Annotated in this window: 21 protein-coding genes and 1 tRNA gene; 12 read left to right on the top strand and 10 right to left on the bottom strand. The window is 69.0% G+C overall.

Annotation, left to right across the window (positions count from 1 at the left end; genetic code table 11):
* Positions 1 to 52: 52 nt before the first annotated feature.
* Positions 53 to 1,237, top strand: a complete 1,185-nt coding sequence (locus ACZ6S4_RS22710) for an FAD-dependent monooxygenase (protein ID WP_465476835.1) — start codon at positions 53 to 55, stop codon at positions 1,235 to 1,237.
* Here the strand turns inward: ACZ6S4_RS22710 and ACZ6S4_RS22705 are convergent.
* Positions 1,234 to 1,605, bottom strand: a complete 372-nt coding sequence (locus ACZ6S4_RS22705) for a GntR family transcriptional regulator (protein WP_465476834.1) — start codon at positions 1,603 to 1,605, stop codon at positions 1,234 to 1,236. The genes ACZ6S4_RS22710 and ACZ6S4_RS22705 overlap by 4 nt on opposite strands.
* Positions 1,605 to 2,381 carry a hypothetical protein gene (locus ACZ6S4_RS22700; protein ID WP_465476833.1) on the bottom strand — a complete coding sequence of 259 codons (777 nt, stop codon included), beginning with the start codon at positions 2,379 to 2,381 and terminating at the stop codon, positions 1,605 to 1,607. Before ACZ6S4_RS22700 ends, ACZ6S4_RS22705 begins: the two co-directional genes overlap by 1 nt.
* A gap of 92 nt (positions 2,382 to 2,473) precedes the next feature.
* Between ACZ6S4_RS22700 and ACZ6S4_RS22695 the strand changes: the two genes are divergently transcribed.
* Together ACZ6S4_RS22695 and ACZ6S4_RS22690 are read left to right on the top strand one after the other, a co-directional pair.
* Positions 2,474 to 3,304, top strand: coding sequence for an MBL fold metallo-hydrolase (locus ACZ6S4_RS22695; protein ID WP_465476832.1), 831 nt, complete (start codon positions 2,474 to 2,476; stop codon positions 3,302 to 3,304).
* 129 nt (positions 3,305 to 3,433) lie between these two features.
* Entirely contained in the window at positions 3,434 to 4,831 is a 1,398-nt protein-coding gene (locus tag ACZ6S4_RS22690) for a stress response protein (protein ID WP_465476831.1), read from the top strand.
* 5 nt (positions 4,832 to 4,836) lie between these two features.
* Here ACZ6S4_RS22690 and ACZ6S4_RS22685 read toward each other — a convergent pair whose 3' ends face one another.
* Positions 4,837 to 5,268, bottom strand: a complete 432-nt coding sequence (locus tag ACZ6S4_RS22685) for a universal stress protein (RefSeq protein WP_465476830.1) — start codon at positions 5,266 to 5,268, stop codon at positions 4,837 to 4,839.
* 221 nt (positions 5,269 to 5,489) lie between these two features.
* On the opposite strand from ACZ6S4_RS22685, the gene ACZ6S4_RS22680 reads away from it, so the two are divergent.
* From ACZ6S4_RS22680 to ACZ6S4_RS22665, 4 genes are all read left to right on the top strand, one after another.
* A complete protein-coding gene (locus tag ACZ6S4_RS22680; RefSeq protein ID WP_465476829.1) occupies positions 5,490 to 7,400 on the top strand; it encodes an MFS transporter in 1,911 nt (636 codons plus the stop codon).
* A gap of 74 nt (positions 7,401 to 7,474) precedes the next feature.
* Positions 7,475 to 8,257 (top strand): endonuclease/exonuclease/phosphatase family protein, encoded by a 783-nt coding sequence (locus tag ACZ6S4_RS22675; protein WP_465476828.1) that lies wholly within the window; start codon positions 7,475 to 7,477, stop codon positions 8,255 to 8,257.
* Between the two features lie 34 nt (positions 8,258 to 8,291).
* Complete coding sequence (locus ACZ6S4_RS22670) at positions 8,292 to 8,918, top strand: hypothetical protein (protein WP_465476827.1); 627 nt, start codon at positions 8,292 to 8,294, stop codon at positions 8,916 to 8,918.
* A gap of 38 nt (positions 8,919 to 8,956) precedes the next feature.
* Complete coding sequence (locus ACZ6S4_RS22665) at positions 8,957 to 10,807, top strand: diguanylate cyclase domain-containing protein (protein WP_465476826.1); 1,851 nt, start codon at positions 8,957 to 8,959, stop codon at positions 10,805 to 10,807.
* Here ACZ6S4_RS22665 and ACZ6S4_RS22660 read toward each other — a convergent pair.
* Positions 10,782 to 11,588: an S-methyl-5'-thioadenosine phosphorylase gene (locus tag ACZ6S4_RS22660; protein ID WP_465476825.1), complete on the bottom strand. Its 807-nt coding sequence runs from the start codon at positions 11,586 to 11,588 to the stop codon at positions 10,782 to 10,784. The genes ACZ6S4_RS22665 and ACZ6S4_RS22660 overlap by 26 nt on opposite strands.
* Positions 11,589 to 11,713: 125 nt before the next feature.
* On the opposite strand from ACZ6S4_RS22660, the gene ACZ6S4_RS22655 reads away from it, so the two are divergent.
* The 3 genes from ACZ6S4_RS22655 to ACZ6S4_RS22645 all read left to right on the top strand — a co-directional run bounded on the left by ACZ6S4_RS22655 (position 11,714) and on the right by ACZ6S4_RS22645 (position 13,195).
* On the top strand, positions 11,714 to 12,271 hold the full coding sequence (locus ACZ6S4_RS22655) for a YqgE/AlgH family protein (RefSeq protein WP_212992554.1): 558 nt from the start codon (positions 11,714 to 11,716) through the stop codon (positions 12,269 to 12,271).
* 84 nt (positions 12,272 to 12,355) lie between these two features.
* Positions 12,356 to 12,428 (top strand) — tRNA-Ala (locus ACZ6S4_RS22650).
* 305 nt (positions 12,429 to 12,733) lie between these two features.
* Positions 12,734 to 13,195, top strand: coding sequence for a DUF6232 family protein (locus ACZ6S4_RS22645; protein WP_465476824.1), 462 nt, complete (start codon positions 12,734 to 12,736; stop codon positions 13,193 to 13,195).
* 20 nt (positions 13,196 to 13,215) lie between these two features.
* On the opposite strand, the gene ACZ6S4_RS22640 is transcribed toward ACZ6S4_RS22645, so the two are convergent.
* Complete coding sequence (locus ACZ6S4_RS22640) at positions 13,216 to 14,091, bottom strand: helix-turn-helix domain-containing protein (protein WP_465476823.1); 876 nt, start codon at positions 14,089 to 14,091, stop codon at positions 13,216 to 13,218.
* Positions 14,092 to 14,267: 176 nt separating this feature from the next.
* Here ACZ6S4_RS22640 and ACZ6S4_RS22635 point away from each other — a divergent pair, with 176 nt between their 5' ends.
* Entirely contained in the window at positions 14,268 to 14,630 is a 363-nt protein-coding gene (locus ACZ6S4_RS22635; RefSeq protein WP_465476822.1) for a DUF397 domain-containing protein, read from the top strand.
* On the opposite strand, the gene ACZ6S4_RS22630 is transcribed toward ACZ6S4_RS22635, so the two are convergent.
* The 4 genes from ACZ6S4_RS22630 to ACZ6S4_RS22615 form a co-directional block, all read right to left on the bottom strand.
* Positions 14,627 to 15,238: a Scr1 family TA system antitoxin-like transcriptional regulator gene (locus ACZ6S4_RS22630; protein ID WP_465476821.1), complete on the bottom strand. Its 612-nt coding sequence runs from the start codon at positions 15,236 to 15,238 to the stop codon at positions 14,627 to 14,629. The genes ACZ6S4_RS22635 and ACZ6S4_RS22630 overlap by 4 nt on opposite strands.
* Positions 15,239 to 15,436: 198 nt before the next feature.
* Positions 15,437 to 15,931: a GNAT family N-acetyltransferase gene (locus ACZ6S4_RS22625; protein WP_465476820.1), complete on the bottom strand. Its 495-nt coding sequence runs from the start codon at positions 15,929 to 15,931 to the stop codon at positions 15,437 to 15,439.
* Positions 15,931 to 16,890, bottom strand: a complete 960-nt coding sequence (locus ACZ6S4_RS22620) for a helix-turn-helix domain-containing protein (protein ID WP_465476819.1) — start codon at positions 16,888 to 16,890, stop codon at positions 15,931 to 15,933. Before ACZ6S4_RS22620 ends, ACZ6S4_RS22625 begins: the two co-directional genes overlap by 1 nt.
* Before the next feature lie 9 nt (positions 16,891 to 16,899).
* Positions 16,900 to 17,880, bottom strand: a complete 981-nt coding sequence (locus ACZ6S4_RS22615) for an alpha/beta hydrolase (RefSeq protein WP_465476818.1) — start codon at positions 17,878 to 17,880, stop codon at positions 16,900 to 16,902.
* Between the two features lie 182 nt (positions 17,881 to 18,062).
* Here ACZ6S4_RS22615 and ACZ6S4_RS22610 point away from each other — a divergent pair, with 182 nt between their 5' ends.
* A complete protein-coding gene (locus ACZ6S4_RS22610) occupies positions 18,063 to 18,968 on the top strand; it encodes an LLM class flavin-dependent oxidoreductase (RefSeq protein WP_465476817.1) in 906 nt (301 codons plus the stop codon).
* Positions 18,969 to 18,970: 2 nt separating this feature from the next.
* On the opposite strand, the gene ACZ6S4_RS22605 is transcribed toward ACZ6S4_RS22610, so the two are convergent.
* The gene (locus ACZ6S4_RS22605; protein WP_465476816.1) at positions 18,971 to 19,621 is read right to left on the bottom strand and encodes a GntR family transcriptional regulator; all 651 of its coding nucleotides are present in this window, start codon (positions 19,619 to 19,621) and stop codon (positions 18,971 to 18,973) included.
* Between the last annotated feature and the right edge of the window lie 73 nt (positions 19,622 to 19,694).

Raw genomic sequence — 19,694 nt, 5'->3', positions numbered from 1 at the left:
AGGTATATAGTTTCCGGGATAGATACCTGAGGTAGCTACCTGGGGGTAGGTCATGAGCAGGGTACTCATCTCCGGCGCGAGTATCGCCGGTCCCACACTGGCGTACTGGCTGCGGCGACGCGGTTTTGAGGTCACGGTCGTGGAGAAGGCGGGCGCGATCCGTGGCGGCGGCTATCCGATCGACATCCGCGGGACGGGGCTGGAAGTCGTACGCCGGATGGGGATCCTGCCGAAGCTGCGGGAGGCCCACATCCACACGGGGCGGCTCACCTTCCTCAAACCGGACGGCAGCGTGATCACCTCGGTCAAGCCGGACGTCGTGGTCCGCGGGGTCGAGGGCCGGGACATCGAGATCCCCCGGGGCGATCTCACCGAGATCCTGTACGCCACGGTCCGCGACGATGTGGAGTTCCGGTTCGACGACAGCATCGCGTCCTTCGACCAGCGCACGGACGGGGTCGAGGTGACCTTCCGCAGCGGGGTGCAGCGCACCTTTGATCTCGTCGTCGGCGCGGACGGCCTGCACTCGAACACCCGGCGCCTGGCCTTCGGGCCCGAGGCGCAGTTCCACCGGTACCTCGGCCACTGCTTCGCCGGTTTCACCATGCCGAACGAGCTCGGCCTCTCGCACGAGGGTCTGACGTGGAGTCGCCCGGGCCGGGGTGCCGCCGTCTACGCGGTCGGGGACAGGCAGAACGTGCACGGCTTCCTCACCTTCGCCCGGAAGGAGCCGCCGTACGACGCCTTCCGTGACCCCGAGGCGCAACGTGAGCTTGTTGCCTCGGTCTTCGCCGATGATGGGTGGGAGATCCCCAGGATGGTCGCCGCCATGCGCTCGGCCGACGATCTCTTCTTCGACGTGATCAGTCAGATCCGGATGCCCCGGTGGTCCACCGGACGGGTGGCCCTGGTCGGCGACGCCGCCTACGCCCCGTCGTTTCTGACCGGGCAGGGAACAAGCCTGGGCCTGGTGGGCGCCTACATGCTCGCCGACGCCCTGGCCACCGGTGTAGACCATGAGACCGCCTTCGCCGCCTTCGAGGACGCCACCCGGCCGTTCGTCGAGATGAACCAGAACCTCGTCGGCGAGGGGGACTCCACCCTCTTCCCCCGTACCGAAGAAGCCCTGGTCAAGCGAAACGAGATGCTGCGGGGTCTCGACTCCCTTCCGCCCGTCGAGGGGCGGCCCGAGCACTCCGCGCTCACCCTCCCGGCTTTCGAGGGCGGAGCGGTTTAAGGCCGGCTGGTGGCCGGCACAGCCAGAGCTGCCTCGACGATCCGGATCGCCTCGGTGCGATCGATGCCGACGCTGGCGATGAGCGCCGCGTACTCGCGGGCGGCGCGGTGAGCCTGTTCGCGGGCCTGCTCGCCGGAGGCCGAGACGAACGAGCCGGCCCGCCCCCGGGTCTCGATCAGGCCGGCCTCCTCCAGCGCCCGGTACGCCCGGCCGACGGTGTTCACCGCGAGGCCCAGGTCGGCCGCGAGCCGACGGATCGTCGGCAATCTCGCCCCGACGGCGAGCGACCGATCCTGGATCTGCCGGGCGAGCTGGGCCCGGAGCTGCTCGTACGGCGGCATCGGCGAGGCCGTGTCGATGACGATCATCAGGTGGTCAGAGCTCGCCGGGCCGCCGTTCCGACACCCGTGGTGCGGGCCTGGATCAGGTAGAGGGCGATGGCGCCCGCCACGATGAGGGCCAAAGAGACCGCGTTCCACCAGCCGAGCGAATCCCCGTACAGGAAAATAGCCGGCAGCGACCACACCAGGCTGGGTGTCACCAGGGCGCGGGCGTCCTCGACCCGCATGATGACATCGGCCGTGAGCGACGCCGCGTCCTCGGCCACGGCCGGGCTCGCCAGAACCTGGCGGAGCTGCAACACGGTTCCGGTCGCGGCGCCGGCCAGGCCGATCAGCACGACGATCGCGCCGTTCCGCAGGGTGGGGTCCGCGACCGGCAGCACGCTCAGCGCGAGCAACAAGGCGCCGGTGAAGGTGGCGACTGTGAAGACGGCGTACGGCCGGCCCAGCACCGCCGCCCAGCCCAGCTGGACCGGATGGGCCACGCGCTGGGACAGCTGCGAACCGGCCCGCCGGTCGGCGCGCCGCACCCACGCGGCGAGCAGCCACTGCGCCACCAGCAGCGCGACCACCAAGGCCGTCAGGACCAGCAGCGGCAGCCGGGAGGGCGAGGGTTCGGCGGGCAGCGCCAGCACGTGCGTGAGGGCTGCGCCCATCAGGTACGCGGCCAGCAGGGCACTGTCGGCAACCTTGGCCCGCCGGCGCACCGCCAGCCGCCTTGCGATCAAAGGGGTCGGCTCAGCCTCGGTCAAGCCGTGCCGGGCCAGCCACCGCCCAGCCTCCGCGCGGTCTGCGTCGCGCATGTCGCCACCTCCGAATGTCGCAAGCTTTGTCTCAAGACAATGGGTCATAGCATGCGACAATGTCAACCCGGAAGTAACGCTGAGGAGTCCTCGTGCTGAAGCAGGTCGCGGATGGTGTGCTGGTCCACGAGAGTGCGTTCTGCCGGAGCAACGCCGTTGTGGTGCAGGGCCGGGACGGCGTGCTGGTCATCGACGCCGGGGTGCAGGACCACGAACTGGCCTGCCTCGCGAACGACCTGTCCGAGTCGGGCCGGGCCGTGGTGGCGGGCTTCTCGACGCATCCGCATTGGGACCATCTGCTCTGGCACCCCGCGCTCGGCTCGGCGCCTCGTCACGGGACGGCCGGGTGTGCGGCCGTGGTCCGGGCTCGGCTGTCGGACCCGGGTGCGAAGGCCCGTGTCGCTGCGCTGATACCGCAGGACATCGTCGGGCAGGTGCCGCTGGAACTGCTCGGCCACATCACCGGACTGCCTGCCGGCGCGGCGCTGGTTCCGTGGGACGGCCCGCAAGTCCAGATCATCGAGCACCAAGCCCATGCGGCGGGCCACGCTGCGTTGTGGATCGAGGAGCGTGGCGTGCTCGTCGCCGGGGACATGCTGTCCGACGTCTTGGTCCCGATGCTTGATCTGAACGGGAGCGCTGACCCGATCGAGGACTATCTGGACGCGTTACGGCTGCTGGAGGGTGTGGCGGGCGGCGCTGATGTTCTCGTGCCTGGGCATGGGTCGGTCGGTGGAGCTGGTCAGGTGCGCGTGCGGATCGAGCGGGATCGGGCTTATGCGCTCGCTTTGCGGGAGGGCCGTGCTGTTGATGATCCGCGGGTCGGTTCGTCGGCTGAGCCGGGGTGGGAGTGGGTGAGCAATGTGCATGACGGGCAGGCTCAGCATCTCGCCCAGAAAGAACGCGACGGAATGTCCGACTAACGGTCCGCTTAGGACACCACGGTGGGACAGACGGTCAAGTTGTCGTGTCTGGTCGGTGAACGGATCGATCCAGTTATGTCACTGCGTCGGGCGTAATCTGCGTGCAGGCTGCGTTACAAGGAGTGACTGATGAGCGAAGAAACTTGGCTTGCCGCCCGCCTCATACCGACCTCAGGGATCAATGGCGCTGACGAGCAGGAGCGCCGTGCTACCTCGGCTTTGCTGGCCGTGATGAGTGCAGTGAGGGAATTCGGCCGAGCCTTGACACAGCCCTTGGGCGCACCAGCCGGGCAGGTCGAGACCTTCATCGAGGTCCCTTTCAAGCTCGGCGACAGCAAGTTCTTTCCTGACGGGCTTATCCGGGTTACCCGTGGACAGCGGCAGTGGACTGCGCTGGTCGAGGTCAAGACCGGTAGCAATGAGCTGCAGACCGAACAGCTCGAGCGCTATCTGGATATTGCGCGGGAACAGGGCTTCGACGCGCTGATCACCGTCTCCAACGAAATCCCGCCCGTTCCCGGTCAGCACCCGACCGCGGTGGACAAGCGCAAACTCAGGAAGGTCGTACTTCATCACATCCCCTGGTCCGAGGTGCTTACCGTCGCGGTGATGCAGAAGGAGTATCGGGGCGTCGCCGACCCTGACCAGGCCTGGGTGCTGGGTGAACTGATCCGTTACCTGGAACATCCCAGGTCCGGCGCGCTGGAGTTCAGCGACATGGGATCCAGCTGGGTGCGACTGCGTGAGGCTGTCGGCCAGGGCACGCTGCGGGCCAGCGATCCGATGGCGGCGGAGATCGCCGGCCGGTTCGACGCGCTGGTGCGGTTCGCCGGGCTGAAGCTCGGGAGACAGTTGGGAACCGAAATCGTGCCCGCCCTGAGCCGGAAAGAGCTGGCGGAGCCGGCAGTTCGCACTCAGGCGTTGGCCACGCAGCTGACGACCACCGGTTCCATGACCGCTGCCTTACGCATTCCGGGGGCAGTGGGCGCGCTCTTCGTGACCGCGGATCTGCGTGCCGGAAAGATCACCTGCCACGTGGATGTGGAAGCGCCGCGCGAGGGGCGTCCGACCACGCGCGTCAATTGGCTGGTGAGGCAGCTGAAAGGAGCGCCGGAGACAGTGCGGCTGGAATCGGCTACCGCGTACTCCCGAGGACCAGGGAACGCGGAGCTACTGAAGGCTGTCCGGGAGAATCCGAGTCTGCTCATCGGCGATCCGGGTAAGGAGCTTCGGTCATTCCGGATTGCGGCGAACTCGTCCGCGGGTACGAAACGCGGCACCGGGCGAGGATCGTTCGTCGACTCGGTGCTCGCAGCCATAGATGCCTTCTATGAACAGGTCATCCAGAACCTCAAGCCCTGGATGTCGGCCCCGCCGAAGCTTCGCTCCCCTGATCAGGTGGTGGATGTGGAACCGGTCGCAAAGGCCTTGGTGTCCACCGCTATTTCCTCCCAGGACGGACCGCAGCCGGAGACTGAGGCTGGAGCCGGCAAGCCGGACTCCGAGCCTGATTCGGCCACTCGGTAGAGATGTCAGCGGACCACGGTTACCGGGCATTTTGCGTAGGCGGCTACGTGTTGGCTCACTGAGCCCAGCACCAGCCCCGCGAACCCCCCGTGACCGCGCTTTCCCACCACCAGCATGTCGGCGTTCTCCGACTCCTCGATCAGGACCTTGGCCGCCCGGCCCTGCTTCACCTGGGCCTTGACCAGGATCGCCGGGTTGTCGCCGAGTTCTTCCTTGATGACCTGGAGCAGATCGTCGGCCGTGCGCTGGCTCGGGTCGGGGACGTACCTCTCCGACACGCTCACGTTGCCCGCCGGGGGCAGCAGGGTGTGTTCCCACACGTTCACCACGACCAGGTCCGCGCCGTGGTCCGCGGCTTCGGCGGCGGACCAGGTCAGGGCCTTGCGGCTGCCGGGTGATCCGTCGACGCCGACCACGATGGTCTTCCATGTGCTCACCGTCGTCTCCTCTCCAGTGTCGACCGACCGGCGGAGGTGGGGTCACGCCGGAACGCCCGTGACCTTCGGATCGACGCTATTACAAGCCGTGGGGAGCGTCGAGGTTGATGCGTGCCTCGGCACTCATGCTGCACCACGTATCGACATCGGTTGCGGGTCTTCTCGGATCGGTTTAGCGTCGAGAAACAGGTGACTTTGATCACAGTGGCCGGAGGGTCGCCATGACCACCACGACATCGGACACCGTCTCGACAGATGTGGGCCAGGCTGAGCGCCGGCCGCTCATGACGGGTCGCGCCCTGCTGATGATGAACCTCGGGTTCTTCGGGGTCCAGTTCAGTTTCGGCCTCACCCAGTCGGCGGTGAACCCGCTCTTCCTGCTGATCGGGGCCGACCCCGATCAGCTGCCGATCCTCAACCTGGCCGGGCCGGTCACCGGGCTGATCATCCAGCCGTTGATCGGTGCGATCAGCGACCGGACCTGGCATCCACGCTGGGGCCGCAGACGCCCGTTCATCACCGCCGGCGCACTGCTGTGCGCGGTCATCCTGTTCCTGTTCCCGTTCGTCGGCATCCTCTGGCTCGCCGTCATCTGCTTCTGGCTGCTCGACGCCGGCAACAACACCTCGATGGAGCCGTACCGGGCGTTCATCTCCGACCGGTTGCCGAAATCCCAGCTGGCGCGCGGCTTCCTCACCCAGAGCATGTTCACCGGGGCCGGCGCGGTGCTGGCCAACCTGTCGCTGTTCATCCTGCAGAAGGTCTCCGCACTGCAGGAGGAGGCCGGCAACGGCGTGCCCTACTGGATGTACGTCTGCTTCATGATCGGCACCGTCTGCATCCTGCTGACCGTGCTGACCGCGATGGCGCGTACCCGGGAACTGACGCCGTCGGACGAGGAGATCCGCGAGATCCGGGCCACGCCCAAGGGTCTGCACCACGCCGTCGCGGAGATCGCGGACGCGGTCAAGGTGATGCCGGTCGCCATGCACAAGATCGGCGTGGTGTTCCTCTTCCAGTGGTACGCGATGTTCATCTACTGGCAGTTCCTGGCGGTCAGCCTGGGCGAGACGATATTCGGCGCCACGCCGGAGGAGGGCGGGGCGGGCTGGGACGCCGCGATCGGGTGGAGCGGGCTGGAGAACGCCGCGTACAACTTCGTCACCATGGTCTCGGCGCTGTTCCTGGTCGGTTTCGCCCGCCGGATCGGTGCCAAGCGGGTGCACGCGGTCGCGCTGGGCCTGGCCGCCCTCTCGCTGGTCTGGCTGTCGCGCATCGACAACCAGTACGTCGCCCTGCTGCCGATGATCGGGGTGGGCATCTTCTGGGCCAGCGCGGTCGGCGTGCCGTACCTGATGGTCGCCAGCATGGTCCCGGCCAAGCGCACCGGCGTCTACATGGGCATCCTGAACATGATGATCGTGGTGCCGATGCTCATCCAGACGATCACGTTCGGCTGGATCTTCGAGCACCTGCTCGGCGGCAAGGGCAGCAACGCGATCATGCTGGCCGGCGTCCTGCTGGGCATCGGCGCCGTGGCGATGCTGTGGGTGAACCCGCCGGACGAGGCGGACGAGTCGCCGATCGTGCCGCTCGGCAGCAAGCGCAGCATCACCGTGTACGACCGGGTCGTGGTCGGTTCGGACGGCACCCCGACCAGCCTGTACGCCGTCGACCGGGCTGCCGAGGTGGCCCAGGCGGCGCAGGCGAGGCTGGTCGTCGTCACGGCGTACCGGGAGAGCGCCGAACCGGCGGAAGGCGCCGCAGCGGGCCTGCATCGCGACATCCATGGCGCCGAGGCGGCACGCGAGGCCCTGGCCAGGTCCGTCACCGGGCTGACCAAGGAGCGGGCGAGGTACATCGAGCAGCGGCTCGTGGCCGGCGACCCGGCGCAGGCCCTGCTCGACACGGTCGGTGCCAACCCGGCGAACCTCATCGTCGTGGGAAACCGGGGGCTGGGCGCGAGCCAGGGGCAGCTGCTGGGGTCGGTGCCGGCCGGCGTCGTGCGCAACGCCGTGTGTGACGTGCTGGTCGTGCAGACGTCGGCGCTGGACGAGGACCGCATGTTCGCCGGCGAGCGGAACGAGGCTGTCGCTCAGGCCGACCCGGAAGGGGGACCGCCCACCCGGTGACGGGTCGTCGCGCACACCGGCAAAGCAACCGGGCCCCTACCCAACTGTGCCCGGCGGCGGCGATCGTCGTAGCCATGCCTCGCTATCGCGCTCATCTGCGTCGTCTCCTGGTCTGGCTCTGCGCATTGGCGGTGGTGGCGACGCCGACAGCAGCCCACGCCTCGGCCAAGGTGCTGATTCGTTCCATGGCGTTCAACCTGTGCGGAGTGATGTGCAGCAAGGGGTCCATGGCGCCGGCTTCCTACACGCTCAAGCAGATCCGGAGCCGGTCCATCGACGTCGCCTCTCTGCAGGAGGTGTGCTATTCGCAGTACCGCTACATCACGGATCGCCTTCCGCGGGGCTACTCGGCGGCCTTCACCGCCACCAAGTCTCTCGGGACCTGCGACAACCACGACAAACGGTACGGCCGGAGCTACGGCATCGCGGTCATCGTCCGAGGGTCCGTGCTCGGCTCGAAGCACGTCAAGATCCTGCCCTCGGGTCGTCACTCGGTCGGCATGTACGCCCGGGTGAAGGGCCGGAAGCTCTTCGCCGCAAGCGTGCACAACGCCACGAGTGTCGCGCTCGGCAACGAGCAGGATCTCGCGTCGCTGTACGAGTGGCTGCTGACCAAGAGCGGGCCCGTGCTCTCCGCCGGTGACTACAACGCCTTCCTGTACCAGCCGGGGGTGGCCCGCCTGAAAACCTTCTTCACCGACGCCGACGAGGCCGACAACGAGATCACCTTCAACCCGTACGGTGGCCGGAAGATCGACTACATCTTCACCTCCCCGCACTTCGCGGGGGAGACGGGTGACACGCTCTACACCTCGGCCAGTGACCACCGGCTCTATCTCGGAGCTGCCTGGTTGTAGGGCTGCTCCGGTTCGCGTCTCATAGTCTGGGCACATGACCTGGCTCGACGTGATCGGCTGGACCGGCTCGGCCCTGCTCGTGTGGTCCCTGCTGCAGACGCGGCTGCTGCGCCTGCGCGCGTTGAACCTGATCGGGTGCCTCGTGCTCATCGGCTTCAACGCGGCGCTGGCGGTGTGGCCGATGGTGGGCCTGAACGTCGTTCTCGCGGTGATCAACGTCTGGTATCTGGCCAGGATGCTCGCCTCGCGCCACGACGAGAAGGCGTACCAGGTGGTCGAGGTGCGCACCGACGACGAGTTCCTCGCGCACACGCTGCGGCTGCACAGCCGGGACATCGCCCGTTTCAACCCCGCCTTCCGCTGGGACGCCGCGGCCCAGGACACTGCCGCCTTCCTCGTGGTCAACGGCGACGAGGTGGTCGGGGTGGTGCTGTTCGCGGCCACCGAGGACGGCGTCGCGCGCGTACAGCTGGATTACGTCACGCAGCGGTACCGGGATTTCACGCCCGGGGAGTTCGTCTACCGGCAGAGCCAGTTCTTCCTCGAGCGCGGCTGCCGGACGGTGGTCACCCCGCCCGGCATGGTCTCGCCGTACTACGACAAGCTCGGCTTCCGCCGCGACGGCGACTCCTACGTGCTGGATCTGAGCCCGGTCGGCTGATCCCTCAGGTGCGGCCCCGGCGCGTCGATCGTTCCGGCGTGCAGGGGGCCTCGCTGGTACGTGATCCGGTGCTACGGGTCCTCGTACCCCTGGCCCTGGTTCTCGTGGGGTTTTTCGCCCTCGGGGTGGGCGGCGACCGGCTGCAGGTGCTCGTCGGCTGGCTGAGCCTGCTCGCCACCGACGTGGGGCTGTTCGTGCTGGCCCGGCGGATCGCCCGGATGGCGCAGACGCCGCCGGCGCCCCGGCGGTTCTGGAACGCCGCCGCCTTCGCCGCGGGCGCCTTCAGCGTCGGCGACACCTTCAAGGTGGTACAGACGCTGCTCGACCCCGCAGCCATCACCCTCACCGTCGGCTTCGTGCAGACCGTGGCCCTGCTGGTCGGCGCCGCGGCGATCGTCGGCGTGACCGTGACCTACCCCACCGGGGTGGGCTCCCGGCGCGCCCGGATCCGCTTCCTGCTGGACGCGGCGGCCACCATGACAGCGTTCGCCGTCGTGGCCTGGTGCCTGGTGACCCGGTCGGCGCTCGCCGCGGCCGGGACCGACACGCTGGTCACCGCCGTGTTCGGCACCGGTCTGATCATGGCCGGGGTCTTCGCCGCCGTGAAGCTCGGGCTCAGCGGGGTGAGCCCGATGTCGCGGGCCGCCGCCGTGGTGATGCTCACCGGGGCCGGCATCCAGGGGCTCGCCACCGCCGTCCTGCCCGGCACCGGCCCGTCCGGGTCGCTGTCGTGGCAGCTCATCCTGCTCGTGACGCCGGCGATCCTGTTCATGGTCGGGCCGCGGATCCAGGCCCGGCAGGTGCAGCGTGACCCCGGGATGTTCCAGCGGCCCGGGTCACGCCGCTACAGCGTCCTGCCGTACTCGGCCACCCTGGTGACCTTCGTCGCGCTGATCGCGGTGCTGCTCGACAGCGGCCTGGGCTACCAGGCCTGGGGAGCGCTGGCCGGGCTGGTGCTCAACGTCGCGCTGGTTGTCGTACGGCAGGTGCTCGCCCTCGCCGAGAACGCCGTCCTGCTGGACAAGCTCGACGAGAGCCTGCTGGAGATCACCCTGCGCGAGCGCCGGCTGGACTCGCTGGTCCGGCACTCGTCCGACATCACCTCGATCACGGACCGGGCCGGGCGCCTGGCGTACGCGAGCCCGGCCCTGCACCGGACGCTGGGCTACGACGTGGCGGACATCCTCGGCCGGCCCATGATCGCCTTTCTGCACCCGGACGACCTGCACGAGATCCGCCCGCGGCTCAGCCACCTGCTGGCCACCACCGGCGCCACGCTGACGTACCAGACCCGCTTCGCGCACGCCGACGGCTCCTGGCGCTGGCTCGAGGTGATCGCCACCAACCTGGTCGGCGAACCCGGTATCGACGGGGTGGTGGCCAACGCCCGCGACGTCACCGAGACGCGCGAGCTGCACGAACAGCTGCGCCACCAGGCCGGCCACGACCCGCTGACCGGGCTGGCCAACCGGCGGCTGTTCGCGGAACGGATGCGCGACGCGCCCGACTGCCGGGCGGCGGTGCTGCTCATCGACCTGGACGGCTTCAAGGCGGTCAACGACACGTACGGGCACCACACCGGCGACGAGGTGCTCCACTTCGTCGCCGCGCGGCTGCGGGAGGCGGCCGGTGCGGACGATCTCGTGGCGCGGCTCGGTGGCGACGAGTTCGCCGTACTCGTGGCGGCCGGTGACGAACTCGCGGCCCGCCGCTTCGCGGACCGCTTCCTCGACCTGATCGCGCAGCCCGCGCTCATCGACGGCCGGATGATCGCGGTACGCGCCAGCGTCGGCCTGGTCGCCGGCAACGCCGCCGACGACCTCATCCACGCGGCCGACCTCAAGATGTACGAGGCCAAGCGGCTCAGGGCAGCGCGAAGGGAAGCTTGATCCCGTCCAGGGCGCTGCCGCAGGCGCAGGTGCGCTCGGTGGGGAGCGCCTGCACCGCGTCGAGCAGCACCTCGCGCAGCCGCGCCGTGTTCTCGGCGAAGACGGAGAAGACCTCCTCCTGGGTGACCCCGTGGTCGCCTTCCACCCCGGCGTCCAGATCCGTCACCAGCGCGATCGCCGTGTAGCAGAGGGCCAGCTCGCGGGCCAGCACCGCCTCCGGATGCCCGGTCATGTTGACCACCGTGCCGCCGATCGCGGTGAACCAGCGCGACTCCGCCCGGGTCGAGAACCGCGGCCCCTCGACCACGACCATCGTGCCGCCGTCGATCGGATCGATCCGCGCGCCGGCCCGCAAGACGGCCTGCCGGCCGTCGGGGCAGTACGGATCGGCGAACGACACGTGCACCGCGCCGGAGTCGTAGAACGTCTGCGCGCGGCCGCTGGTCCGGTCGATGAGCTGGTCAGGGACCACAAAGGTGCCGGGACCGAGCTCCGGCCGCAGCCCGCCGACGGCACAGGGCGCGATGATCTGGCGTACGCCCAGCGACCGCAACGCCCACAGATTGGCCCGGTAGGGGATCTTGTGCGGCGGGAACCGGTGATCCCGGCCGTGCCGCGGCAGGAACGCCACCCGGCGCCCGCCGACCTCGGCCACGGTGACCGGATCCGACGGCGGACCGTAGGGCGTGGACACCTGATGCTCGGTCGCGCCGTCGAGGAGGGCGTAGAGGCCCGATCCGCCGATGACGCCGATCTCCGCCTCCGCGGGTGGCTCGTTCATGCGCCAGACCTTATCGGTGGCCGGAAACGCAGGCTAATGTCCAAGCATGGCGTTGACCGAAGGCCTCCTGGGGCGAAGGTGGGGCTGCCGTGTTCAGTGAAGAGCAGCGCATCGGAGGTCGCTCGATGGAGTCGATGACCGGTCAGCTTCTGGTCGCGACCCCGACCCTGAAAGACCCGAACTTCGACCGCACCGTGGTGCTGCTGGTGGCCCACGAGACCGGCGGCGCGCTGGGCGTGGTGCTGAACAGGGCGACCGAGGTCCCGGTGGCAGACGTGCTGGGCAACTGGGGCGAGTTGGCCGGTGACCCGGCAGTGCTGTTCGAGGGCGGCCCGGTGCAGCCCGAATCGGCGATCTGCCTGGCCCGCACCCGCCCCCAGGTGAAGAAGCGGGTGTCCGGCTTCCACCAGGTGGCCGGCGCGCTCGGCACGGTGGACCTGTCGGCGGACCCGGATCGCCTGCGCGAGAGCGTGGCGGGCATCCGGGTCTTCGCGGGCTACTCGGGCTGGTCCCCGGGCCAGCTGGAGGAGGAGATCGCGGCGGGCTCCTGGTTCGTCTTCGACGCCCTCCCGGGAGACCCGTTCGTCAGCCGCCCGGACGACCTGTGGGCCATGGTCCTGCGCCGCCAGGGCGACATCCTGGCCGCGGTGGCCCACTTCCCGCCGGACGTCTCACTGAACTGACACGCATGCCGCCCCCTCCGCACGAGGGGGCCCGGGAGGTGTGTACTATTCCGTGAGTGCCCGGGGGATCCCGGGGACAGGCAAGGGGCTGTGGCGCAGCTGGTAGCGCACCACACTGGCAGTGTGGGGGTCAGGGGTTCGAGTCCCCTCAGCTCCACCCTTGCGTAAGGCCCGGACTGACGTCCGGGCCTTTTTGTTGATCGGCCGACGCTCCCTCGCAGTTGCACCTTAGTGCTCGTTCAGTCGTTAAAAAGGATATTTCCAGCACTCCGGACTTAACGCTTGGTCAATAAGTGCGGTTGGCGAAGAAAACCGCGATTCTTATGATGTGAGACCTCGCAAAGCCCTCATAACTTCTAATCTGCAGTCTGCAGACGGCGGTTCGCCGTCCGCAGTCGGACACCAGCGCTTGCCATAGAAGGCTCCTCCCGCGACCATCGATTCAGAGGGTTGGAGGCAGTCATGGCAGTCGACCGAGGGCTACACACCCCGGATCAGAGCGGTGGTTGGGCGGTTTTCTACCCGGGTCCCGGGATCGTGGTGACCACCTGGTGGGTGGACACAGCCGAAGGTCGTTACCCGGTAGCTCAGCTCTCGGACGTCACCCGGATCGAGGTGCACAGGCATCCGGCCACGGCTGCCGCGGCCTACACCGCCGCCGTAGAACTGCTGATCGCTCTTCCGTTCGCCGTTTTCGGAGGATCCGCACTCATGGTCTTGGCCGGCCTTCTGGCGGCAGTCGGTGTCGGTCTCGGAGTGCTCGTGGACAGTCGCCGAAATCCGCGCTGGATGGCGCTTCGAGCGATACACCACGGCCGCGAGGTCGAGCTCTTCAGTACCACTCAGCGTGCGAAATTCGAACGGGTCCGCCTGGCGGTGACCCGCGCGGTGGAGGCCGGCCGGGACCTCCGGCCGTATCGCTGACTCGGCGGACCGGCGAGACCTCAGGCCGCGAACGAAGTGCGGATGCCCCTGATCAGGTCGAGTGCCGCCTCGCCGGTCAGGGACACGTCGAGCAGTTCGGCCATGACGTCCCGGAAGAACCTGGTCGTCACTCTGTCCCGCCGAAGATCGTCCGTCGAAGCCGCGGCCTCGACGAACAGCACGTCCGGGTGAGTCCCATCGAACTGCAGCAGCTCGAACGTGCCGGCCAGTCCGGGGTTGCGAGCCAGTCCGAGCGGCATCACCGCGATTGTGTTCGCCGTGGTGTCCTTGCCCGCCTCGAGGAGGTGGTCGAGCTGCCGGACGAAAATGTCCGAGCCGCCGATCGGCCGGCGTAGCGCCGACTCGTCGATCACAGCGATCAGCCGGGGAGGCGCCGCTCCGCGCTGGCGCTTCAGTAAAGCGCGCTGCCGATCGAGCCGGAGGTCCACGCGGGCCTCCACGTCTTCGTGGTCGGGACTTTTCCTGGTGGCCAGTGAGCTGGCGGCGCGCGCGTATTCCGGGGTCTGGAGCAGGCCTGGGATGAACAATACCTGCCAGATATTGATGCGCGATGCCTCGGCCTCGAATGCAACATATTTCTGATAGTCGCCATTGAGTTTGTGGCGGCTGTACCACTGCCGGGTCCGCGAGGTGCGAGCCAGATCGACGAGCGACTCCACTTCGGAACCGTCATGGACGCCATAGAATGCCAGCAATGCCCGTACCTCGAGCGGCTGTACCGTGACGTCGCTCTTCTCGATTCTGCTCAGCTTTGAGGGCGACCACTCCATGGCGGTCGCGACGTCGCTCGTGCTCAAGCCGCTGTCGGCGCGGAGCTGCTGCAAACGCAGACTGAGACGTTCGCGCGCGACGATCGGCCCGATCTGCTCAGCCATCATCCTCAGCTCGCACTATCGATCGCGCCGGGGCGCATTGCCCGGTTTGTAGAGTATGTGAAGTTGATCTGCGATTTGCAGGTAGCAGAAGTCCACCAGCAAGAGCCTACCCGATATTGCTGCCAAGAGTATGTCCCGCCAGTTGGTGAGGCATCGCAAATCAACTTCTCGGGTCCATGCAGGACGTTGGATCTCAGGTACATTGTGATCCGATCGGCCCCGATGAAGCGGCAGTTTCAGCACCGGCACAACCGCGTAGCGGTTGGTGCCACCTATCGACGATGAGCGGGGTCGAAGGCGGGCAAACTTCGCTCGCCCGAGGCCGCACGGGAGGCACAATGGCCGGCCGGAACGACCTTGTCTGGCGCAAGAGCGTCAGAAGTAGTTCAGGAAACTGCGTCGAGATAGCCGTCGAGCCGGGCACCAGGACGGTCCTGATGCGCGACTCCCATGACCCGGATGGCCCAATGCTCGCGTTCGAGCCGGAGGTCTTCGACGAGTTCCTGCATTGGGTGAAGGGCGAGCGGTCCCGGGCTTAGTCCTCGAATTGCGCGAGCGCCTTGTCGTCCACCCGGTAAGCGGTCAACAGCGACGTCGCCTGGTCCCGGTACTTGCGGCCGACCGCTGGATCGGTGGTGATCTCGTCAGCTGAATCGGGGGACTCGAAGAAGGTTGCCGTGCTCGAGTCCTGCCGCTCGAAGACCTCGCACGTCCGTGTCTCGACATAGCCCGCCTCGCGCAGTGAGGTCACTGCCACCTGCAGAGACGGATGAGCGATGAGAACCTGTCGCAGGTGAGTGATCTGCGCACGCACGACGTTCTTGTCCGGCAAGGTGAGAGCTTTCCGGTCCAGGACGACCCCGAAAGCAGGAGGGCTCGCGGACTCCAGGCGCCGGCGGAAAGCCTCTGCCCGGACCATCCTCAGCTTGACGCGCTCCTCCACGTCCGGATCGTCAGGCTTTTTGCCGGAGAGCGCGGCCAGCGTTGCCGCGGCGTACTCAGGGACCTGCAGGACGCCCGGCACGTGCCACGGCTGAATCTGCAGTATGTGGGGTGCCGTCTGCTCGAGCTCCAGGACCTCTGCGAACGCCTCGGAGACCGTGAAGTGCCGCATCTGTTCGACGGCCGTCTTGACGGACCCCAGCATCGCGTACCTCCGTGGTTCGCTGATTTGATCTTAAGTCGTGTGGAAAACGCCATCAGCTGAATGCAGATTCCTGGAGCAGGCTACACGCGTCAGTACGGCAGCGGATCGGCGACAGGCAGTGAGATGTCAGCCATGCGGACGGTGTCCGGCCGGACGCCCGGAGTCCCGAGGCCCGCGCGGACGGCAGCCACGCCGCAGTTACGGACCCGGTGAGGGCCGCAGATCGAGCACGTGGCGGATGCCGGAGCGGCCGGGCAACGACACCTCGCCGACCGGCCGGAAACCGGTACGGTGCAGCACTTTCAGTGACCCGGCATTGTCTCGCGCCGCGTCCGCGATCAGCCTGCTCAGGCCGTACTCGCCGGCCGCCAGCTCACAGATCCGGCGCACCCCGTCCGTGGCCACACCGCGCCCCGCGACCCGCTGCGCCACCCGGAAGCCCAGCTCCGCGACCCCGTCCACCGCGTCCACCAGGTTGAACCGGCCGACCACAGCCCCCTCCTGGTCCACCGCAACGTGGAAGTGGCACAGCCCGGTCGCCAGTTCCGCCAGCAGCGCCGCGTGGCGGGCCGGGAACTCCGTGAAGTAGTCGTCGCCGCGGTCCGAGATCGAGCGGGTGAACCATTCCCTGTTCTCCCGCTCGAAGCGCAGCAGCTCAGCCTCGTGCCGCTCGGTCAGGCGCTGGAGCTCCATCACGGGTGCCTGTGCAATCGCCGCAGGGCCAGCGCCAGCTGGAGGCGCAGGCGGCCTTGCGGGGAGCGGACGTTCCAGCCCAGCAGGTGCTCCGCGTGGGTGATTCTGTCCTGCAGCGTCGAGTGGTGCAGCCGCAGTGTCGTCGCCGCCGCGCGCAGGCTGACGCTTGTCGCCATGGTGTGCAGGGTGGTCAGCATCCAGGGCGCCGCCGCGGCCGCGTGGTCCAGCGCTCGTACGTCCGGGGTGTTCGACTGGTCGCCCACCTCCGCCAGCAGGGCCAGGGCGCCCAGTTCCTCGGCGTGGACCACCTGGGAGCCCGGGTCCTCGTCGGTGCCTTCCGCGGCGAAGCGCAGGGCCACCTTCGCCGCTGCCCAGGACGCCGGGAGGTCCAGGATCGTCGTCGCCGGGCCGATTCCGGTCCGGCCCGGCAGGTTCGGCAAGGGTCCGGACCGCACCTCGATCTCTGCCGGCCGGGCGATCGCGTACGCCGGTTCCGTCAGCCCCAGGCGGCGGGCGGCTTGCCGGCGTACGTCCGCCGGAGCCGACGCGTCCACGATCAGCTCGGCCGACGCCGGGTCGGCCGCCGGTGCGCGGCCCCGGGTCCGGTCCAGGACCGCCCGGGCCGCGCCCGCCGCCCGTTCCAGGATCATCGCCTCCACCGGGCCCGGCGGGCCGGCGCGTTCCAACCAAAGCGTCGCCGAGCCCGCCCCGGTGGTCATCCAGTCCGGCGCCGGGGGATCGTCCTGCCAGGCGTTCACGCCGGCCGCGGTGACTCGGATCCGCACCCGGCGTTCGTCGTCGCGCAGGCGGGCCGGGCAGTCGGCCAGCACCGCCGCGCCCCGCACGATCGACTGGAGGCCGGCGCGGGACTCCACCAGGCTGTCGAAGTACGAGATGACCCGCAGCGCCGCGCCCGCGTCGGCGTCGAGCGCGGCCAGCCGGACGGCGAGGTCCTTCATGCTCCGAGGCTAGACGTCCAGCAGACGGTGCAGCCAGCGCACTCTTGCGGCGCGGGCCTCCTGGGAGATGCCGGCCTGCGGCACCGTCGCGTCGAAGCCGTGGAAGGCGCCCGGCCAGACGTGCAGCTCGGCGCGGCCGCCGGCCTGCCAGATGCGGTTGGCGTAGGCCACGTCCTCGTCGCGGAACGTCTCGGCCGAGCCCACGTCGATGAAGGCCGGCGGCAGGTTGGACAGGTCCGTCTCCCGGGCCGGTGCCGCGTACGGGGACACGTCCGGCCCGCCCCGCGCCGAGCCGAGCAGAGCCGTCCAGCCGGTGTCGTTGGCAGTGCTGTCCCAGATGCCGCGGCCGGCCATCTGGCGCGACGAGTACGTGTCGTTGCGGTCGTCCAGCATCGGGTAGATCAGCATCTGGCCGGCCAGCGCCGGTCCGCCCTTGTCCCGGGCCATCAGGGCCAGCGCCGCGGCCAGCCCGCCGCCCGCGCTGCCGCCCGCCACGATCAGCCGGCCGGGCTCGTAGCCCAGCTCGTCGGCGTGGTCGGCGGTCCAGGTGAGGCCGGCGTAGCAGTCGTTGATCGGGCCCGGGTGCGGCGTCTCGGGGGCCAGCCGGTATTCCACCGACACCACGACCAGGCCGAACTCCTCGGCCCAGTCCAGGGCCTCGAGCACGCCGGTGCGGTTGTCGCCGATGATCATGCCGCCGCCGTGGGTGAAGTAGACGCAGCCCAGGGTGTCGGTGGCGGCGGTCGGGCGCAGGATGAGCAGCGAGATGTCCGGGTCGCCGTCGAGGCCCGGGACCGTGCGCTCCGCGAGGGTGAACTTGCCGTCGCGGCGCAGGTCGTCGTCGGTCGGGGCGCCCAGGGGACCGCCGCTCCGCATAGCGGGGATCAGGTCCGCGGTCAGCGCGGCGGGCATCATCTCGGTGATGGCCGGCAGGGCCGCGCCGAGCTCCGGGTCGAACGGTGGTGGCGTCATCTCCACGGACAGCGTCATGAGCAGGCCTCCTGGTTTCGAGGAGATCACAAGCGTGTGATCGCTGTCCTCAGCTTGGGTGGTCCCGGCCGCGGCGACGGGCGCCAACTGGCGGAAAGTCCCCGCCATCCGGCGGGTACGCCGACAGCGAAACCGGCGGCCGCGGGCGGGCACCGCGGCCCGGGCGGGACCAGAATCGCGCCATGGCCGACTTCGCGCTCCAGGCTCAGCCCACCGACGCCGCCGACTGGCTCGACCTCGCCCGCCGCGCGGAGGCGGCCGGTTTCGACACCCTGCTCGCCGCCGACCACCCCGGCTCCTGCGCGGCGCCGTTCGTGGCGCTGGCCGCGGCGGCCGCCGTCACCACGACCCTCAAGCTGGGGTCGTACGTCTCCAACGCCGCGGTCCGGGAGCCGATCCTGCTGGCGACCGACGTGGCGACGCTGGACGTGGTCTCCGGCGGGCGCGCGCTGCTCGGCCTCGGCGCCGGGCACACGCCGGCCGAGTGGGACGCGATCGGCCAGATCCGCCCGGACGTGCGCGGCCGCGTCGACCGGTGCATCGCCGTCGCCGAGGCGACCACCCGGCTGCTGGCGGGGGAGAAGGTCACCGTGGACACGCCCGGGCTGACCATGCTCAACGCGCTGCTGGAGCAGCCGCGCCCGGTGCAGGACCGGATCCCGCTGCTGATCGGCACAGCCAATTCGCGGCTGCTGCGCTGGGCCGGCGAGCACGCCGACATCGTCGGCCTGACCGGTTTCGGCCGCACCAAGCCCGACGGGCACCAGCACGAGGCCCGCTGGCGGCCGGCCGACATCGACGCGCAGGTGGCGCTGGCGCGGGCGGGCGGCCACGCCGCGCTGGAGGCGCTCGTGCAGCTGGTCGAGGTCACCGACGACGCGGCGGGCTTCCTCGCCGAGCACGCCGAGCGGCTGGCGATGAGCGTCGACGAGCTGCGTCAGGTGCCGTTCCTGCTGGTGGGCACGGCCGAGGAGATCGTCGCGGCGGTGCGGTCGCACCGCGAGCGGTGGGGGATCACCCGCTATGCCGTACGCCGGGCCGGCCTGGACGTGCTCGGCCCGCTGCTGCCTCAGCTGGCCCAGGCGTAGCCCTACTCCGAGAAGAGGACCTGCTCGACCTTGGCGCGGTACTCGACGTATATGTGGCGGTAGCGCGCCAGGGCCGCCGCGGAGTCGCCGGCCTCCAGGTGTTGCAGGATCTCCTCGTGGCCGGCGATCCAGACGTCCCAGAGGTTGCTCTCCGCACCCATCGCCAGGATGCGCAGCGTGCGCGCCACCACCAGGTCGACCATGGACTGGAGCTCACGGTTTCCACTGGCCAGGATCACGATGGTGCTGAAGTCGGCGCCCGCGGCCCCGGCGGCCAGCACGTTGCCGGTGCGCAGTCCCTCGACGAACTCCTTCTGCCGCTGGCGCATCAGGTCGATATGGGTGCTGGTCAGGTTTTCCACGCCCCACTCGAAGCCCGCGCAGGCCAGCACGCCCATCACATCGATGAGCTCGAGCGCGTTCTTCTGCGTCATCTTGGTGACGTGCCGGGTGCGGTTCGGGGCGATGTCGATCAGGCCCTCGACCGAGAGCTGGGCGATGGCCTCGCGCACCGGCGTGATGCTGACGCCGAGCCGGGCGGCCAGCTCGGCGTCCTTGATGAGCGTCCCGGGCGGTAACTCACCGGTGACGATCTCGTTACGGAGCTGTTGGACGACCGCGGCCGTGCGGGTCGGCGGCACCGTGTAAGACATACCGGCAGCCTACCCACAGTGATGAGTGACAGCGGACCGTACCCATGGTCGCTTCTTCCCGTCATGCTGAACG

Source organism: Actinoplanes sp. NPDC051405 (genome assembly GCF_055586185.1).
Note: the sequence above shows the minus strand (reverse complement) of the source record. Positions and strands in the feature narration are given on the sequence as shown.

Bases quoted from the DNA above. Each gene is read 5' to 3' on its own strand.
- ACZ6S4_RS22620 (WP_465476819.1), bottom strand. From the start codon at position 16,890: ATGAAGGACCTCGCCGTCCGGCTGGCCGCGCTCGACGCCGACGCGGGC.
- ACZ6S4_RS22655 (WP_212992554.1), top strand. From the start codon at position 11,714: ATGGAGTCGATGACCGGTCAGCTTCTGGTCGCGACCCCGACCCTGAAA.
- ACZ6S4_RS22705 (WP_465476834.1), bottom strand. From the start codon at position 1,605: ATGATCGTCATCGACACGGCCTCGCCGATGCCGCCGTACGAGCAGCTC.
- ACZ6S4_RS22625 (WP_465476820.1), bottom strand. From the start codon at position 15,931: ATGGAGCTCCAGCGCCTGACCGAGCGGCACGAGGCTGAGCTGCTGCGC.
- ACZ6S4_RS22680 (WP_465476829.1), top strand. From the start codon at position 5,490: ATGACCACCACGACATCGGACACCGTCTCGACAGATGTGGGCCAGGCT.
- ACZ6S4_RS22605 (WP_465476816.1), bottom strand. From the start codon at position 19,621: ATGTCTTACACGGTGCCGCCGACCCGCACGGCCGCGGTCGTCCAACAG.
- ACZ6S4_RS22670 (WP_465476827.1), top strand. From the start codon at position 8,292: ATGACCTGGCTCGACGTGATCGGCTGGACCGGCTCGGCCCTGCTCGTG.
- ACZ6S4_RS22615 (WP_465476818.1), bottom strand. From the start codon at position 17,880: ATGACGCTGTCCGTGGAGATGACGCCACCACCGTTCGACCCGGAGCTC.
- ACZ6S4_RS22660 (WP_465476825.1), bottom strand. From the start codon at position 11,588: ATGAACGAGCCACCCGCGGAGGCGGAGATCGGCGTCATCGGCGGATCG.
- ACZ6S4_RS22690 (WP_465476831.1), top strand. From the start codon at position 3,434: ATGAGCGAAGAAACTTGGCTTGCCGCCCGCCTCATACCGACCTCAGGG.
- ACZ6S4_RS22710 (WP_465476835.1), top strand. From the start codon at position 53: ATGAGCAGGGTACTCATCTCCGGCGCGAGTATCGCCGGTCCCACACTG.
- ACZ6S4_RS22700 (WP_465476833.1), bottom strand. From the start codon at position 2,381: ATGCGCGACGCAGACCGCGCGGAGGCTGGGCGGTGGCTGGCCCGGCAC.
- ACZ6S4_RS22645 (WP_465476824.1), top strand. From the start codon at position 12,734: ATGGCAGTCGACCGAGGGCTACACACCCCGGATCAGAGCGGTGGTTGG.
- ACZ6S4_RS22635 (WP_465476822.1), top strand. From the start codon at position 14,268: ATGCAGGACGTTGGATCTCAGGTACATTGTGATCCGATCGGCCCCGAT.
- ACZ6S4_RS22640 (WP_465476823.1), bottom strand. From the start codon at position 14,091: ATGGCTGAGCAGATCGGGCCGATCGTCGCGCGCGAACGTCTCAGTCTG.
- ACZ6S4_RS22610 (WP_465476817.1), top strand. From the start codon at position 18,063: ATGGCCGACTTCGCGCTCCAGGCTCAGCCCACCGACGCCGCCGACTGG.
- ACZ6S4_RS22675 (WP_465476828.1), top strand. From the start codon at position 7,475: ATGCCTCGCTATCGCGCTCATCTGCGTCGTCTCCTGGTCTGGCTCTGC.
- ACZ6S4_RS22630 (WP_465476821.1), bottom strand. From the start codon at position 15,238: ATGCTGGGGTCCGTCAAGACGGCCGTCGAACAGATGCGGCACTTCACG.